At 70.5% G+C, this 15,914-nt stretch carries 10 protein-coding genes; 6 read left to right on the forward strand and 4 right to left on the reverse strand.

Features of this window, described 5'->3' with window-relative positions; translation table 11 throughout:
* Window positions 1-36: 36 nt before the first annotated feature.
* From ACXR8F_RS10475 to ACXR8F_RS10485, 3 genes are all read left to right on the forward strand, one after another.
* On the forward strand, window positions 37-1,524 hold the full coding sequence (locus tag ACXR8F_RS10475) for a hypothetical protein (RefSeq protein ID WP_458800261.1): 1,488 nt from the start codon (window positions 37-39) through the stop codon (window positions 1,522-1,524).
* 501 nt (window positions 1,525-2,025) lie between these two features.
* Window positions 2,026-3,096, forward strand: a complete 1,071-nt coding sequence (locus tag ACXR8F_RS10480) for an AfsR/SARP family transcriptional regulator (protein WP_458800263.1) — start codon at window positions 2,026-2,028, stop codon at window positions 3,094-3,096.
* A 121-nt stretch (window positions 3,097-3,217) separates the two neighbouring features.
* Window positions 3,218-9,052, forward strand: coding sequence for a peroxidase family protein (locus ACXR8F_RS10485; protein WP_458800265.1), 5,835 nt, complete (start codon window positions 3,218-3,220; stop codon window positions 9,050-9,052).
* 159 nt (window positions 9,053-9,211) lie between these two features.
* Here the strand turns inward: ACXR8F_RS10485 and ACXR8F_RS10490 are convergent, their stop codons facing one another.
* A complete protein-coding gene (locus tag ACXR8F_RS10490; protein WP_458800266.1) occupies window positions 9,212-10,792 on the reverse strand; it encodes a serine/threonine-protein kinase in 1,581 nt (526 codons plus the stop codon).
* A gap of 328 nt (window positions 10,793-11,120) precedes the next feature.
* Here ACXR8F_RS10490 and ACXR8F_RS10495 point away from each other — a divergent pair, with 328 nt between their 5' ends.
* Entirely contained in the window at window positions 11,121-11,840 is a 720-nt protein-coding gene (locus ACXR8F_RS10495) for a cytochrome b N-terminal domain-containing protein (protein ID WP_458800268.1), read from the forward strand.
* The gene (locus ACXR8F_RS10500; RefSeq protein WP_458800269.1) at window positions 11,837-12,769 is read left to right on the forward strand and encodes a serine/threonine-protein kinase; all 933 of its coding nucleotides are present in this window, start codon (window positions 11,837-11,839) and stop codon (window positions 12,767-12,769) included. The genes ACXR8F_RS10495 and ACXR8F_RS10500 overlap by 4 nt, the downstream gene beginning before the upstream one ends.
* 39 nt (window positions 12,770-12,808) lie before the next feature.
* Here the strand turns inward: ACXR8F_RS10500 and ppgK are convergent, their stop codons facing one another.
* On the reverse strand, window positions 12,809-13,567 hold the full coding sequence (gene ppgK / locus ACXR8F_RS10505; protein WP_045192619.1) for a polyphosphate--glucose phosphotransferase: 759 nt from the start codon (window positions 13,565-13,567) through the stop codon (window positions 12,809-12,811).
* A 104-nt stretch (window positions 13,568-13,671) separates the two neighbouring features.
* Entirely contained in the window at window positions 13,672-14,550 is an 879-nt protein-coding gene (gene map / locus ACXR8F_RS10510) for a type I methionyl aminopeptidase (protein ID WP_045192618.1), read from the reverse strand.
* Window positions 14,551-14,672: 122 nt separating this feature from the next.
* Between map and ACXR8F_RS10515 the strand changes: the two genes are divergently transcribed.
* Window positions 14,673-14,882 carry a methionine aminopeptidase gene (locus ACXR8F_RS10515; protein ID WP_045192617.1) on the forward strand — a complete coding sequence of 70 codons (210 nt, stop codon included), beginning with the start codon at window positions 14,673-14,675 and terminating at the stop codon, window positions 14,880-14,882.
* 85 nt (window positions 14,883-14,967) lie between these two features.
* Here ACXR8F_RS10515 and panB read toward each other — a convergent pair whose 3' ends face one another.
* Window positions 14,968-15,870 (reverse strand): 3-methyl-2-oxobutanoate hydroxymethyltransferase, encoded by a 903-nt coding sequence (panB, locus tag ACXR8F_RS10520; RefSeq protein ID WP_082081105.1) that lies wholly within the window; start codon window positions 15,868-15,870, stop codon window positions 14,968-14,970.
* Between the last annotated feature and the right edge of the window lie 44 nt (window positions 15,871-15,914).

The raw sequence follows: 15,914 nt of genomic DNA on the forward strand, positions 1-15,914 counted from the left end.
TTCCGTCGCAGCCGCACGCAGGCCATCGGTGCCGTCGTGGGCATCGTCTACTTCTCCGTCCTCGTCGCGGGTCTCGCGCTGATCCTCGCCTCGTTCCGCAGCTCGCTCGACGCGGCCCAGGTGGTGGTCCCGCTCGCCGGGGCGGCCGGCACCGTCCTCTGGACGGTCCTGCCGCTGTTCTCCTTCGGCTCCGACCCAACGCTCGACCCCGGCCGGTTCGCCACCTTCGCCGTTCCCCAGGGCGACCTCGCCGTGGGGCTGGTCCTCGCGGCCCTCGTGAGCCTGCCGTCGATCGCCTCGATGGTGCTGTCGGTGGGAGTCGTCGTCGCCTGGTCGCAGACGGTGGCGTCCACGCTCATGGCCGTGGCGTCGACGGCAGTCGGGCTCCTCACTGCGATCACGACGAGCCGATGGGTCTGCGCGTCGCTCACCAACGCCCTGTCGAGCCGTCGGGGCCGCGACGTCGTGGCCGTGCTCGGTCTCGTCCTCTTCGCACTCGTCGCGCCCGCGACCGCGATCCTGGCCAACCTCGGCGGCGCCCTCGGGCCGGCTGCCCGTTCAGCAGCGAGCGTCGTCGCCTGGTCACCGCTCGGGTGGGCGTGGGCCGCGCCGGGTGACGTCGCGGCAGGTAGGCCTCTCTTGGGCGGCGTCCGACTTGCCCTGGCCACAGGGCTGCTCGCCCTCGTCTTCGTCCTCTGGTCGCGCGTGCTGCGGGTGCAGGTGGAGAATCCCCGAGCCGTGTCGCGATCCGACTCCGTCGCCTCCGCCGGAGACGACATCGGGCTGCTCGCCCGCCTGCCCGGCACCCCATCGGGCGCCGTCGCCGCGAGGGTCCTCACCTACTGGAGACGCGACCCGCGCTACCAGACCAGTATGGCGATGACGCCCGTGCTGCCTTTGGCACTGCTCATCCCCGTCTTCACGAGCGACCTGACGTGGCCGCCGCTGCTCATGGGCCCGCTCCTCGCCTTCCTCATCGGGTGGAGCGGCCACAACGCCGTGTCCTACGACTCCGACGCGCTGTGGCTGCACGTCGTGGCCGGCACGACCGGCACCGACGACCGTCGCGGGCGGGCCCTCCCCGACCTGCTGCTCGCCCTGGCCCTCGTGCCGCCCTACACCGTCGTCGGGGTCGGTGTGAGCGGCTACTGGGGCCTGGCGCCGGCCGCGTTCGGGGTCTCGGCGGCTCTGCTGGGTGCCGGTCTCGGGGTCTCCAGCGTGATGAGCGTCGTGCTGCCCTATCCGGTGCCCGAGCCCGGGGCGAGCCCGTTCGGCACCCCGCCGGGCGCTGCCGGCATCGCGGTCGCGGCCCAGTCCGTCGCCAGCGTCGCCACGCTGGTCATGTCGTCCCCAGCGCTGGCCCTCGCGTGGGCCGCATGGTCAGGCGTGGCCGGAGTCGCCTGGGGTGCGGCCCTGGTCGGCGCCGGCGTCGGGGCTGCGGCCGCCGTCCTGGGCGCCAGGACGGGGGCCCGGATCTACGACCGGCGGGCGCCGGAGCTGCTGTCCTCGCTGCGTCACGCCTGAATCCGGCCCGCAACCGTGGGCCAGCGTGCGCGTCCGCGCACCGAATGTCCGAATTGTTCACTCGCACAACCGATCCGGCGCTGATCAGGCGAAGCAATTTTCTTGTTTTGCATCGTCTGTGATGTGACTGGGAGCACACTGCAGAGCAGACAACAACAAGGGAGGAACCGGGGGACAGAGGGGCCTTGGGCTCCCTGGGGGAACGAGTCGCGGGGGCGACGCCCAGACCGTGAGCAGCCGTGGGGGAGACACGTGCGCGCGGACGATGGGTCATGCCATGCCGTACCTCCAGGAACAGCCCGGGGCGTCATGCGTCGACGGTCCGACAGTGCCTGGCACTGTCGATCGCCACACGTGACGCTGTGCCCTGCATGCCTCCCGTCGAGGGTCCTCGGTGGCGCACCATGCGCCACGCGGACCGGGGGAGTCGCCGACCCAGGTCGGCCACGCCCCAGGGGTGACCGGACGACGCCGTCCGGGCGACATGGGCGGGGAGGGCCGATGAGCGCAGTGGCGAGCGATGCGATCGACATGCAGGAATTGATCGCAGTGCAGCTCTTGGGTGGCGTGAGCGTGCGCGTCGACGACCGCGAGATGGGCCCCCGGGACATCGGCGGCACGAAGGTCCGACACCTGCTCCTCGCGCTGCTCTTCGCGGACGGCATGCCTGTCGCGAAGGACGAGCTCATCTCGATGCTGTGGCCCGGCGAGCGCGGATCTGCCTGTGGCGCAACGCTGGAGACCTACATCTGCCTGCTGCGCAAGCGCCTGCGTCCTACTGGCGCCCCGAGGTGGAGTCCCATCGAGACCGGGTCGGGGTGCTACCGCCTGGACGCCGACATCGTCGACCTCGACCTGCACCGTCACCGTCGGGTGGTCGAGCGCGCCCTGTCCCAGGTGGACACCGAGGCGGCGCTCGTCCAGCTCCGGCCGTCCCTCGCGCAGCTCGTCCGCCCGTTCCTCCCGGGAGAGGGTGACGCTGCGTGGCTCGAGGACGCGCGGTGGCGACACGGTAGCCAGGTGCGAGCGTGGCTGGTCGCCGCGGCCGAGAAGGTCGTCGACGTCGCGCCCGGTGATGCAGCCACGTGGGCGCGCGCCGCGATCGACCTCGACCCGCTCGACGAGAGCGCGTGGTGGGTGCTGCTGCGCAGCTCAGAGGTGCAGGGACGTCACGCCGACGGCCTGCGCTCCTACGAGCAGTGTCGCCGCCGCCTCGCCGCCGAGCTCGGCTGCCAGCCCGGCCCGCGGCTGCAGGAGATCTACACGCGGCTGCTGGGCGGACCGTCCGAGTCGGCCCCTGACCTGGCCCTGCTCATCGAGTCGGTCATCTGCCTCTACGTCACCATCACCGGTGAACCCGCCTCCGCCGTCGCCGGTGTGCCGGTGCCCGCCGGTGGCGGGCCGTCCGTCGAGGACGCCCGGCGCACCATCGACGCCCTGCTGCGGGGGCTGTCCCGCTCCGACGCCGTGACGACGCGAAGCGCTGCGCGCGTCCGGCACCTCACCCGTGGACGCCGACCGGCGCCTTCTGTCACCAACTCACAACTTCACCCAGCAGTTCTCACGAGATAGGGATGCCATGAACTGGATCACTGGCAGGTCGCCCGGAGCGCCGAAGACGCGGTCCCTCTGGGGTGTGCGTCGACATGGGGGCACAGCGTGGCATCCGACGAAGGCCAAGCGCTTCCGGCGCGTGGCCGCAGGAACGGCGATCGCCATTCCCGTCGCGATGCTCTTCCCGTCGGCCGCGCTGATGGCGCAGGCCGCTGTAGCACCCGTCGGCGAGGGCTTCACGGTGTCGCCGTCCGACCTGGCGTACATCCTCAAGCAGATCAAGATCGCCGAGAGGCATGCGGCAACGCTGTCACCCGCGCACCCGTGCGACACCCTCATCGGCACAGGGCCCGATCAGATTGCCAGTCCGCTGGTTTCGTTCGGTCTGCGCACCGTCGACGGCTCGTGCAACAACCTGCAGCCGGGCCAGGAGACGTTCGGCGCCGCGGACCAGAAGTTCCCGCGCCTCGCCACGCCGGTGTTCAAGGCGGCGGAGAACTCACCTGCCGGCTTCGGCCCGACGACTCCGTCGACGTATGCGCAGAAGAAGGGGAACGTCTTCGACTCCGAGCCCCGTGTGGTCAGCAACCTGATCGTGGACCAGACCTCGACCAACCCGGCAGCCATCGCCGCGGCCGGCAACCCGGTTCGGACGCAGGGTTCCACGGGTGTCGTCCCGTGCACGACCGACCCGGATCCGCTGGCCACGCCTCCCGTGATCGGCGTGCCCGCGGACTGCGTGCCGTCGCACACCACCTTGTTCATCCCGAACGTCACGACGGACGTCGGGCTGTCCCCGCCCTACAACTCGATGTTCACGCTGTTCGGTCAGTTCTTCGACCACGGCGTCGACCAGACGGTCAAGGGCGGTGGCACGGTCTTCGTCCCGCTCCGCGCGGACGACCCGCTGCGCACCCTGGGTCCGGACGGCAAGCCCACGAGCGGTGACGAGGTGCCCGCCAGCCAGGCCTTCATGGTGATGACCCGCGCCCAGAACCAGCCCGGACAAGACGGCGTCCTGGGAGACAACCCCGCCACGCCTGTCGACGAGAGCCTCGACGACGTCCAGGACGCGAACAACACGGACTCGCCCTGGGTCGACCAGAGCCAGACCTACACCTCGCACGCCTCGCACCAGGTGTTCCTGCGTGAGTACGCCAACAACGCCAACGGCAGGCCGGTCTCGACGGGCAAGCTGCTCGGCGGCCCCGCCGGACCCACCGCAGGTGGCATGGCGACCTGGGCCACGACCAAGGCCCAGGCCTCGGCGCTGCTGGGAATCAAGCTGCTGGACAAGGACGTCCTGAACGTCCCCATGCTGGCTGCGGACCCCTACGGCAAGTTCATCCCCGGCCCGGCGCGTGGACTCCCGCAGTTCGTGACGTCCACCGGCCTGGTGGAGGCGAACCGCGCCGACAACGGCGGCACCGGCACGCTGGTCCCGGCGAACGTGCGGTACTTCGACACCCCGTTCCTGACGGACATCGCGCACAACGCCGACCCGTCCCCGCAGGACACCGACCGCAACCCGGCGACGCCGCCGGTGGCGCCGACACCGGACCCCGACACGACTGCTTCGGCTGACTTCGCGAGCCAGGCACCCGGAACCTACGACGACGAGATGCTCAACGCGCACTTCATCGCCGGTGACGGCCGCGTCAACGAGAACATCGGTCTGACCGCGATCCACCAGATCTTCCACTCGGAGCACGACCGGCTCGTCGGCGACGACACCAACCCCGCAGTCGGCAGCATCAAGAACGTCCTGCTGAACGACACGACGCCGAGCGGTGTGGCTGCTCTGGCCGAGTGGAGGCTGGCCGCAGGCGCCAACGGCTGGAACGGTGAGCGCCTCTTCCAGGCCGCTCGGTTCATCACCGAGATGGAGTACCAGCACCTCGTGTTCGAGGAGTTCGCGCGCAAGGTCCAGCCCGCGATCAACCCCTTCCAGCCGTTCGCCTTCACCCAGACCGAGCTGAACCCGGCCGTCAAGGCCGAGTTCGCCCACGCGGTGTACCGCTTCGGCCACTCCATGCTGACCGACACGATCTCTCGCCGGAACGAGGACGGCGTCGGCCCCGATGGCGTCTTCGGCACCTCCGACGACACCAAGGGCAGCCAGAACGACATCTCGCTGCTCGACGGCTTCCTCAACCCGCCGGAGTACACGAACGGCGGTCCCGCGGGCCCGCTGACCTCGGAAGAGGCCGCCGGCAGCATCATCATGGGGATGTCGGACCAGGTGGGCAACGAGCTCGACGAGTTCGTCACGGAGACGCTCCGCAACAACCTGCTGGGACTGCCTCTCGACCTGGCCACCATCAACATGGCCCGGGCGCGTTCCGAGGGGATCCCGCGGCTGAACGTCCTGCGCCGAGAGATCTTCAACTCGACGAACGACGGCCAGCTGCAGCCCTACGTGAACTGGGTCGACTTCGGCGAGAACCTGAAGCACCCGGAGTCGCTCGTGAACTTCGTGGCGGCCTACGGCCTGCACCCGACGATCACGGCGGCCACGACCGTCGTGGCCAAGCGGGAGGCTGCACGCCTCATCGTCAGCCCCAACACGGGGGAGGTCCCCCCGGCTGACGCCGCCGCGTTCATGACCAGCACGGGCGCCTGGGCCAACGCCGGCACGAGCTCGATCACCGGCCTGGACAACGTCGACCTCTGGGTCGGCGGCCTGGCCGAACGGACCAACCTCTTCGGTGGACTGCTGGGCAGCACGTTCAACTACGTGTTCGAGAAGCAGCTGACCGACCTGCAGAACGGTGACCGCCTCTACTACCTGGCACGCACGCCGGGTATGAACCTCCGGGCCCAGCTCGAAGGGAACTCCTTCGCCGAGCTGATCATGCGCAACACCAACGCGCACAGCCTGAAGGCCGACGCGTTCGCCACTGCGGACTGCAAGTTCGAGCTCAAGAACCTCGCGGGCACCGCCGCCGGCTTCGCAGCGTCCGGTGGAACCGTGGCGGACGACCCGAGCTCGGACTGCAGCGAGACGGACCTGCTGATCCGCATGCCTGACGGCACGATCAAGTACCGCGCCCGGAACACCGTCGACCCGGCCGGCATCAACGGCCAGAGCGTCTACAACGGCACGGCCGGCGTCGACCGCATCTACGGCGGCAACGACAACGACACGTTCTGGGGCGGTGCCGGCAACGACATCATCGAGGGCGGTGACGGAGCCGACATCGCGTTGGGTGGTGAAGGCAACGACATCATCACCGACCTCGCGGGTGACGACGTGCCCAAGGGCGGTCCGGGCAACGACGCCATCGACGCCGGCCCCGGTCTGGACATCGTCATGGGCGGCGACGGCAACGACTTCACCAACGGCGGCGCCAACATCAACGAGACGTTCGCCGGATCCGGTGACGACTTCGTGATCGCCGGTCAGGGTGAGGACGCCGTGTTCGGTGACAGTGGAGACGACTGGCAAGAGGGCGGCGACCAGCCCGACCTCCTGCAGGGAGACAGCGGAAACCTGTTCTTCCTGGATGACTCCCAGAAGCCTGGGCACGATGTCCTCATCGGTCAGGGCGGCGACGACGACTACGACATGGAGGGCGGCGACGACATCGGTGTCGCCGGGCCCGGCATCGAGAAGGTCGCCGGAGCCTCCGGCTACGACTGGGAGATCGGTCAGAGCGACCCGCAGCCGCAGGACGCTGACCTGGCTCTGCCGATCCTGCCGCTGGACATCCTGCAGGTCGGCGTCCGCGACAAGTTCAACGAGGTCGAAGCCCTCTCCGGCGCCAACCTCGACGACAAGCTGCGCGGCGACGACATCGTTCCCAGCCAGCGCGGTGGGGGCGGCTTCATCGGATGTGACGTGCTGGACCAGAACGGCGTCAACCGCGTTGCCGGCCTTAACCGGCTGTTGCCGGCCCTGGCGACTCCGCTCGCCGGCGTCATCGCGGCTTCGGCGTCCAAGGACTGCCCGGTCCTCAGCGGCACGAACGTCTGGGGCGAGGGCAACATCCTCCTCGGAGGTGCCGGCAACGACACCATCGAGGGACGTGGCGCCGACGACATCATCGACGGCGACAAGGCCCTCTCGGTGCGCATCAGCGTCCGCACCTCCACGGGTACCGAGCTCGGTTCCACCGACCTCATGGAGAACACTGCCAAGTCCGGCACCTTCGGTGCGGGCACGGCAGGGATGACCTTGCAGCAGGCAGTCTTCGCCGGACTCGTCAACCCGGGCAACCTGGTCACGGTGCGCGAGGTCACCGCGGGCACGGCCGCGCCGGACTGCTCGGCCACGACGCCGGCTCCGACGGCCACCTCGGTCAACTGTGACACTGCAGTCTTCAGCGGTCCGCTGTCGAACTACAGCATCACCTCCGTCGCCGCCTCCGGCACGACGCTCGCGAGCACCCGGGTCACCCAGACGGGTGCGGACGTCGTCGGCCAGAAGGTCAGCGACGGGGTTGACACTCTTCGCAACGTCGAGCTGCTGAAGTTCTCCGACCAGACGGTGCCTGCCACCGGCGCAAACGCCCCGTCCAACGTCGTGGCCATCGCGTCGTCGGGCGCCACCGCCACCGGAACGGCAACCGTCACCTGGACCGCCCCGGCCGCGTCGGCCTCGCCGATCACCAGCTTCAGGGTGGTCGTGCGCGACGGCGCGACGGTCGTCCAGACCATCAGCGGGATCCCTGCGACGGCGACGAGCCGCACGGTCACCGGCCTCACCAACGGCATCAGCTACACCCTGTCGGTGAGTGCGGTCACGGCCCTCGGCACCGGTCCGGAGGGCACCTCGAACGCGGTCACGCCACGCGGTCTCCCCGGAGCACCAACGGGCGTCACGGCAACGGGTGGGAACACGCAGGCGACAATCAACTGGGTCGCGCCGGCGAGCGACGGCGGTTCGCCGATCACCAGCTACACCGTCGTCGTCCGTAGCGGAGGCACCATCCTCCGTACCGTGACGGGGATTCCGCCGACCGCCCGGACGAGCACGCAGACCGCTCTGACGAACGGGACGAGCTACACCCTTTCGGTCAACGCCGTGAACGCGTTCGGGGTGAGCACCGCCGTGGCGGCCCCCGCTGTCACGCCGTTCTTCGGAGTTCCCGGCGCACCCCGGAACGTGGCCGCGACGGCCAGCTCCGGGGCGACGACCACCGGGTCGGCGACGGTCACCTGGCTCGCGCCGCTGCCGAACGGCTCGGCGCCAATCACGAGCTACACGATCGTGGTCAGGGCAGGCGGCCTAGCCGTGCGTACGGTCACGGGAATCCCCGCGACAGCCACCAGCAACACGCTTGCGTCGCTGACGAACGGAGTGAACTACACGATCTCCGTGAACGCGGTCAACTCGTCCGGTGCAGGGCCGGCAACCGCGGCTCCCGTTGTCACGCCGCGGGGTCTGCCGGGCACGCCGACCGGCGTGACGGCGACGCCTGGCAACACGACGGCGGTCGTCTCGTGGGTTGCTCCCAGCAACGGTGGCTCGGCCATCCTGCGCTACCAGGTCGAGACGGTGCGCGGAGGCGTCGTGATCAGCACGGCGTCGACTGTCGGCACGCCGACGTCGATGACGATCACGGGTCTGCCGAACGGCGTGGTGCACACCTTCCGGGTGCGGGCCGTGAACGCTCTCGGCACGGGCGCCTTCTCGGCGCCGGTGACGGCCACGCCGAGGACGGTCCCCGGCGCGCCGACCATCGGGACGGCAGCTGCGGGCGTGGCCGGTGGCACCATAACGGCAACCGCCAACTGGACCGCTCCGACCTCCACGGGTGGCTCGCCGATCACGGGCTACCGGGTGTCGGCGCTCCGCATGGCGGCCGACGGGGTCACCGTGCTCAGCACGACCGTCGTCACCGTCGGGGCGACGCTCCGTACCGCGTCGCCAACCCTGGTCGCGGGCAACTACCGGTTCAGCGTGCAGGCGGTCAACGCCGCCGGCAACAGTGCCGCCTCCGCGAGGTCGAACCTCGTGACAGCGCGGTGAACCGGGTGGGGGGCCCGCGTCTGTAGGGCCCCCGTCCCGACACAGCAGGGGAGGTGCCCCAGGTCCATTGCGGACCCGGGGCACCTCTCATGAGCGGTGCGCCGGGCGCGGACCTCCAGCCGGTGTGCCGCCGAGAGGCGAGGGCAGGTCTGGCGCAGATCAGGCGCGCCGGCTGGACCGGACGGTCGAGCTGTCGATGAGCAGGGCGTCGCCGTCGCGCACCAGGGTGTAGGAGGTGACCTCCTCGACGCGTCGGCCGTCGTCGAAGTCGTAGCGCACCGTGGCGGTGACGGAGTCGGGGGCGGTGCCTTTCACCTGGCGGGTGCTCACCTTGTCGATCGACTTCCAGAAGGCGTCGTAGGTGTCGCGGTCGGTCGCCGTGGTCTGCTGGTAGCGGGGCGAGAGCCGTTCCCAGCCGGCGTCGCGGTTGTCGGGGAGCAGCGCGTAGTAGTCGCGAACCGCACGCTCGAGGTCCTGCGCGCTGACCGGCGCCGGCGCGGCGGTGCTGCTCGTCGTCGGGCGCGGCGCCGATGTCGTGGAGGTGGCCGCCTTGCTCGTCGGGGGTGAGCTCGTGCGCGACGGCGAGGGCTTCGACGTGGTGGGCGAGGTGGACGCCGGCGGCGCGGCGGTGCCGTCAGGCGCTGCTGTGTTGCGCGAGGCCAGGAAGGCGATGGCCCCGGCCGCCAGCACGAGGAGGACGAGCGCGGCCGGTAGCCATGGCCGGGAGCGTCGGGTGCTGGCCGGGCCGCCCGTCGAGGTCTCCCGCGCTCCCGTGGGCCGTGCGGGCGGTGGCGACGCCACGGCTGGAGGCGGTGCTGCCGGGTCGGGAACCGGGGCTGCGGTCGACCGGGGCGTCTGGGCGGGGGGAGCGACGGGCAGGACCTGGGTGCGGGCGGGCGCCGCGTCGAACGCGACGGTGCGCCCGGCGGCCACGTCGGCCAGGGAGCGCGCCACCTCGCTCATCGACGGCCGCGCCGCCGGGTCGGCGTCGAGCATCCGCGCCAGCACGGGCGACAGGGCGCTCGCCCGAGGCTCCGAGACCTTGCCGGAGGCGACCCGGTGCAGCAAGGCCATGGCGTTCTCGCCCTGCCCGAAGGGCGGTGTGCCCTCGAGGGCCGCGAAGAGCGTCGACCCGAGGGAGAACACGTCGGAGGCAGGGCTCGAGGCGGTTCCTCGGGCGACCTCGGGCGCCAGGTAGGCGGGGGTCCCGGTCACCAGTCCCGTCGATGTCAGCGAGGCGTCACCGAGGGCGTGGGAGATGCCGAAGTCGGTGATGCGCGCCGTGCCGTCGTCGCCGACGAGGATGTTGCCGGGCTTGACGTCCCGGTGCACGATGCCGGCGTCGTGGGCTGCGGCGAGCCCGGCCGCCACCTCGCTGCCGAGGCGAGCCACCTCGCCGACGGGGAGCGTGCCGGCCTCGGCCAGCACGTCCTGGAGGCTGCGCGAGGGCAGGAACTGCATGACGAGGCACGGCCTGCCCTCGTGGTCGACCACGTCGAAGACCGGGACCGCGTTGGGGTGCTGGAGGCGTGCGGTGATGCGCGCCTCGCGCATGGCCCGTTGCCTCGCCGTGTCGGCCTCGGCCTCGGGCAGGCCGACAGGTGAGTGCAGCAGCTTGACGGCGACGGTGCGCCCCAACCGTTCGTCGCGTCCGCGCCAGACGTGTCCCATGCCGCCGGCGCCGATGCGCTCCAGCAGTCGGTAGCGTCCGGCGATGAGGAGGTCAGGCTGCTCCGTCACGTCGCCATCCTGCCAGTTCGGGTCTCGTGGTCGGTCGGGCCGGTGGGCGTCGTCGGTCTCCGAGCCCGTGCGACGGACGCCACGAGCGTAGTCTTACAGCATGTAGTAGTGGTCCCTGGACAGGAGCAGCTCACTCGATCCCTCGTCCAGGAGGTCCAGATGACCAGTCAGCTGCTCGCCACACCACAGCCGGTGCCCGCCGGCGCGATCGTCCAGTGGGGGTGGCTGACCATCACCGTCGCCAACCTGCTCGTCGTCCTCGGCATGATCGTCGTCTTCGCGCTCGCACTCGTGCTGCCCTTCCTTCAGCGCACGAGGACGACGAGCCATGAACGGGCCGGCCACGACGCCCGGACCGACGAGCCACGGCAGCTGGACCGCGGCCCTGACCCGTTGGGTGGAGGGGCTGGTCCCTCGCGGACAGTGGCTTCCCGACCGTCGGCCCGTCTACGTCGCCTCGTGGATCTACGTCTTCGGAGTGGCCTGCCTCGCCAGCCTCGTCGTCATCATCGCGTCGGGGCTCTTGCTCACCCTCGGTGGGGTCACCTGGTGGCACGCCAGCACGTTCGGCCACTTCGTCAACTCGGTACACCTCTGGAGCGTCGAGCTCTTCTTCGCCACGATGGTGATCCACCTCTGGGGCAAGTTCTTCATGGCCTCGTGGCGCGGCAACCGCGGACTGACCTGGGCGACGGGGGCGCTCGCCTTCTTCGGCTCGTTGGGCACGGCCTTCACCGGCTATCTGATCCAGACGAACTTCGACTCCCAGTGGATCTCGACCCAGGCCAAGGACGGTCTCAACGCGGCGGCGATCGGTGCCTGGTTCAACGTCATGGACCTCGGCCAGATGGTGCTGTGGCACGTCTCGCTGCTGCCGCTCGTCGTCGGGCTCATCGTCGGGGTCCACCTGTTGCTCGTCCGGCGCCGCGGTGTCGCCCCGCCGATCGACGCCGTCGAGCCGCTGTCCCGACCGGAGTCCCGACCGGAGTCCCTCCCGGCGCCCGAGCGGACGTCACCTGCCTCTGCGCCGGCGAGGAGCCGGACATGAGCACCCGCAGCGGTGGTTGGGGCCCGACCCCCGACTCCCACGCCTTCCCGACCCGCCGGTACGACCTCGTGCGGGAGTTCGTCGTCGCGCTCGTCGTCATGACGGTGCTGTCGGTCGTCGCAGCAGTCGTCTTCTCCTCACCGGACGAGCCTGCGATCTCCTTGCAGCAGTGGGCGCGTCAAGCCCCGGCCGACGTCGTGGCGACGGCCGCCGGCGAGCTGGCAGGCACGACGACGACCGGGGGCTACGGCCCGCCGTACAACGCCGGGTCAGAAGGGCAGGTCCTCGGTCCGCTGTCGTTGCAGAAGCTGCCCGGCGTCACCGAGCCGGTCGACGCCGCAAAGGATCTCGTCCTCGACCCGGTGCGCACGGCGAGAGGGGACGCCGCGGTGACGGCGGCGCTCGGAGCGTGGGACGGCGCGACCCCCGACCGGCAGCAGGCCTGGGCGAGCGCGTACTCCGATGCGCTCGGGCAAGCGCCGGAGGGCGACCCCGCGAAGGTGGCGACCGGCGACTACGGTCCGGTGCCGGTCATCGCCGCCGAGGAGGAGAAGCTCGCCGAGAGCGGTGCCCTCGAGGGACTGCTCACCTCGCGGACGAGCTTCTTCGGGGTGGACAGCACGAGGGCCCTGCTGCTGCTCGCCGACGGGACGTACCTCGAGGACGCGGCCCGGGCGCAGAACCTCGGCGGTGACCAGTGGGGCATCATGAACGAGACCGGCAACTACCCTGGCCAGCCGTGGCTCTGGCTCTACTCGTTCTGGTACCAGGTGCCGCCCTTCGCCACCTCCGAGAACGCGGACGTGCAGGTCTGGGCCCTGATGATCCTGCTCAGCATCGGGTTCGTCTGCATCCCGTGGACCCCGGGCCTGCGCACCCTGCCCCGGCACCTCGGGGTGCACCGGCTGGTGTGGCGCGGGCAGCGGTGACCGTTCGGCGCCGCCCCGTCGTGGGGCGGCGCCCCTCGGTCAGGCCAGGTCGACCGCGAGGTGCGCGGCCCCGATGATCCCGGCCTGGTTGCGCAGCTGGGCCGGGACGATCGGGCAGCGGGTCTTCAGCTTCGGGATGAACTCGTCGCCGTCCTTGCTGATGCCGCCGCCGACGACGATGAGGTCGGGGGAGAAGAGCTTCTCGATCGTGTCGTAGTAGACCTGCAGCCGCTCGACGTACTCGTCCCAGGAGAGGCCCTCGATGTCCTTGCGCGACGAGGCTGCCCGGTCCTCGGCGTCGTAGCCGTCGATCTCGAGGTGGCCGAGCTCGGAGTTCGGCACGAGGCGTCCGTCGTGGATGAGCGCAGAGCCGATGCCGGTTCCGAGGGTGGTGAGGATGACGAGGCCCTTCACGCCCTTGGCTGCGCCGTAGTACATCTCGGCGAGGCCTGCGGCGTCGGCGTCGTTGAGGACGGTGACGGCTCGGCCGGTGTGCTCCTGGATGAGCGCCTCGGCGTCGGTGTCGATCCACGTGGGGTCGATGTTGGCGGCCGAGAGCACGGTGCCGCGGATGACGACGGCGGGGATGGTGACCCCGATGGGGGAGTCGCCCGTGACGTCGGCGAAGTGGTCGACGATCTCGTCGACGACCTCGGCCACGGCGTCGGGAGTGGCCGGCTGCGGGGTGTCGATGCGCAGCCGCTTGCCGGCGAGCTCGCCCTTCTTGAGGTCGACGGGTGCGCCCTTGATGCCGCTGCCGCCGATGTCGATGCCGAGGGGCGTGCCCTTCTTGGCCATGGTCCCTGCTTCCTTGTCGAGGACGTCGTGGTCGTTGAGGTTCGTTTGAGGTTCGTTTGAGGTTCGTTTGAGGTTCGTCGAGGTGGTGGGTGGCGCACCGGCGCCTACGGCTGGGCGCCGTCGGCGAGGGTGAGGATCTCGTTGCCGTCCTCGGTGATGAGGATGGTGTGCTCGAACTGTGCCGAACGGGAGCCGTCGCGCGTGACGACCGTCCATTTGTCGTCCCACATGTCCCACTCGTGGGTGCCGAGGTTGAGCATCGGCTCGATGGTGAACGTCATGCCCGGCTCGATGACGGTGTCGTAGTGGGGCGCTGCGTCGTAGTGCGGGACGATGAGGCCCGAGTGGAACTCGAGGCCGATGCCGTGGCCGGTGAAGTCGCGCACGACCCCGTAGCCGAAACGCTTGGCGTAGCTCTCGATGACGCGGCCGATGACGTTGAGCTGGCGGCCCGGGCGAGCGGCCCGGATGCCTCGCATCATCGCCTCGTGGGTGCGCTCGACGAGCAGGCGCGACTCCTCGTCGACGTCGCCCACGAGGTAGGTGGCGTCGGTGTCGCCGTGCACCCCGTCGATGTATGCCGTCACGTCGATGTTGACGATGTCGCCGTCGTCGAGGGGGCGTGAGTCGGGGATGCCGTGGCAGATGACCTCGTTGACGCTCGTGCACACCGACTTCGGGAACGCCTTGTAGCCGAGCGGGGACGGGTAGGCGCCGTGGTCGAGCATGTAGGCGTGGGCGATGGCGTCGAGCTCGTCGGTCGTCACGCCGGGCGCGATCGCCCTGGACGCCTCGACCATCGCGTTCGCGGCGATGCGTCCGGCCACCCTCATCTTCTCCACGAGCTCGGCGTCCTTGACGTGCACGTCGCCGTCCTCGCGCGGGTTGACCACGTCGACGTAGTGCGGACGCGCGATCGATGCCGGCACTGCCCGGCGCGGACTGACGGCGTGCGGGGACACCCGCGGGTGGAGCAACGGCATACGGTGGAGTCTAGGTCGTTCGCGGACGGCGTCCACGACGGGCGCCCACGAGACGGACCCGGTTCGACCACTCGTCCGGCCACCCCTCCGCGACGAGATCCTCGAGGAGAAGGAGTGCGCACGTGAGCTTCTGGTACAACGTCGACACCGGCCAGGTCGAGACCGACGAGAACCGCAGCCGCGGTGAGCAGGTGCTCGGCCCGTACGCGTCCGAGGCCGAGGCGCGCGCTGCCCTCGACACGGCTCACAAGAAGACCGAGGAGTGGGACGCCGAGGACCGGGAGTGGAACGAGCGCGGCGCCGCCGGCAAGGGCGACGGCGCCTCGTCCTGACGTCGGGTCCTGACGTCGAGTCCTGACGTCGAGTCCTGAGCAGGCTCCCGCCCGCCCGCTCACAGACCGGGCGGGCGACTCGAGCTCAGGACTCGAAGGAGTGGCTCGCGTCGGGGAAGGCGCCCGACTCGACGTCGGCGGCATACGCCCGGGCGGCGTCGAGCAGCGTGCCGCGAAGGTCGGCGTACTTCTTGACGAAGCGCGGCGCCTTGCCGCTGCGCAGGCCGGCGAAGTCGCTCCACACGAGCACCTGGGCGTCCGTGCCGCTGCCGGCGCCGATGCCGATGGTGGGGATCTCGAGCACCTCGGTCACCCGCGCCGCGACGGGCGACGGGACCATCTCGAGCACCACCGAGAAGGCGCCCGCCTCCTGGAGCGCGCGCGCCTCGTCGACCAGGGCGTCGGCCGCGTCGCCGCGCCCCTGGACGCGGTAGCCGCCGAGCTGGTGCTCGCTCTGCGGGGTGAAGCCGACGTGCGCCATGACCGGGATGCCGGCGCCCGTGAGCGCCCTGACGAGCGGGACCATCGCGGTGCCGCCCTCGAGCTTCACGGCGTGCGCGAGCCCCTCCTTCATGAGGCGCACGGCGCTGGCGAAGCCCTGTTCGACCGAGGCGCCGTAGGAGCCGAAAGGCAGGTCGGCGACGACGAGGGCACGACGGGCGGCCGAGGAGACGGCGCGCACGAGCGGGATCATCTCGTCCAGCGTGACGGGCACTGTCGTCTCGTAGCCGTAGACGTTGTTGCCGGCCGAGTCGCCGACGAGCAGCACGGGGATGCCTGCCTCGTCGAAGATCTGCGCGGCATACATGTCGTATGCGGTGAGCATCGCCCAGCGGCGTCCCTCGGCCTTCATCGCCTGCAGATGGGGGATGCGCACGCGTCGTGGGAGGGGTGCGGTCCCGCCGGGTGCGCCCGACGTGGCGGGAGGCTCGCTGCCACGGCTGCCCGAACCGTAGGGACTCTGCTCCTCGGGGGCGTCAGTGCTCATGGCCGGAGCATAACGGCGGCCTTGAGCAGCCCTTCGCGGCCCGT

This window comes from Terrabacter sp. AAH1 (assembly GCF_054456855.1).

Bases quoted from the DNA above. Each gene is read 5' to 3' on its own strand.
- ACXR8F_RS10480 (WP_458800263.1), top strand. From the start codon at position 2,026: ATGAGCGCAGTGGCGAGCGATGCGATCGACATGCAGGAATTGATCGCA.
- ACXR8F_RS10495 (WP_458800268.1), top strand. From the start codon at position 11,121: ATGAACGGGCCGGCCACGACGCCCGGACCGACGAGCCACGGCAGCTGG.
- ACXR8F_RS10500 (WP_458800269.1), top strand. From the start codon at position 11,837: ATGAGCACCCGCAGCGGTGGTTGGGGCCCGACCCCCGACTCCCACGCC.
- ppgK (WP_045192619.1), bottom strand. From the start codon at position 13,567: ATGGCCAAGAAGGGCACGCCCCTCGGCATCGACATCGGCGGCAGCGGC.
- map (WP_045192618.1), bottom strand. From the start codon at position 14,550: ATGCCGTTGCTCCACCCGCGGGTGTCCCCGCACGCCGTCAGTCCGCGC.
- panB (WP_082081105.1), bottom strand. From the start codon at position 15,870: ATGAGCACTGACGCCCCCGAGGAGCAGAGTCCCTACGGTTCGGGCAGC.